The organism is Neisseria sp. HMSC15G01, from assembly GCF_001808255.1.
Lineage (GTDB): Bacteria > Pseudomonadota > Gammaproteobacteria > Burkholderiales > Neisseriaceae > Neisseria > Neisseria subflava_A.
In genome coordinates, this window is the sequence record NZ_KV792672.1 from 1 (window position 1) to 847 (window position 847).

An 847-nucleotide genomic window follows, 5' to 3' on the forward strand; every position below is an offset into this window, starting at 1 on the left:
CATATAAAACTTAAACTCAACAAGTAGCATGTGTACGGAACGTACGCATGCAGTTCTCAGGGTTTAAGCCAAGAGGGTCGTCTGAAACAACAAATACAGTTTCAGACGACCTTTCTTTCAACAAGCCACCACAGCAATCAGACAAAAGCAACCCACCGCCACACCCATATCGGTAGCACGGCCGGCAAAACGATTATCCGAAACGGCGGGGATACCACCCTCAAAGGTGCGCAGCTTATCGGCAAAGGCGTACAGGCAGATACGCGCAACCTGCATATAGAAAGTGTTCAAGATACTGAAACCTATCAAAGCAAACAACAAAACGCCAGTGCACAAGTTACCGTAGGTTATGGCTTCAGTGCCAGTGGCGATTACAGCCAAAGCAAAATCCGAGCCGACCATGCTTCGGTAACCGAGCAAAGCGGTATTTATGCCGGAGAAGACGGCTATCAAATCAAGGTCGGAAACCATACAGACCTCAAAGGCGGCATCATCACGTCTAGCCAAAGCGCAGAAGACGAAGGCAAAAACCGCTTTCAGACGGCCACCCTCACCCATAGCGACATTCAAAACCACAGCCGCTACAAAGGCGAAAGTTTTGGATTGGGTGCCAGCGTTGCCGTAAGCGGCAAAACACTGGGACAGGGAGCACAAAATAAGCCTCAAAACAAACACCTGACAAGCGTAGCGGATAAAAACGGCGCAAGTTCATCAGTAGGTTACGGCAGCGACAGCGACAGTCAAAGCAGCATCACAAAAAGCGGCATCAACACCCGAAACATACACATCACCGACGAAGCCACACAAATCAGACTGACAGGCAAAACAGCGGCACAAACCAAAGCCG

General features: G+C 49.7%; 1 pseudogene. It reads left to right on the plus strand.

The features are described from left to right. Positions 1-47: 47 nt before the first annotated feature. Positions 48-847 (plus strand): annotated as a pseudogene (locus HMPREF3139_RS04795) (hemagglutinin repeat-containing protein); the annotation flags it as partial.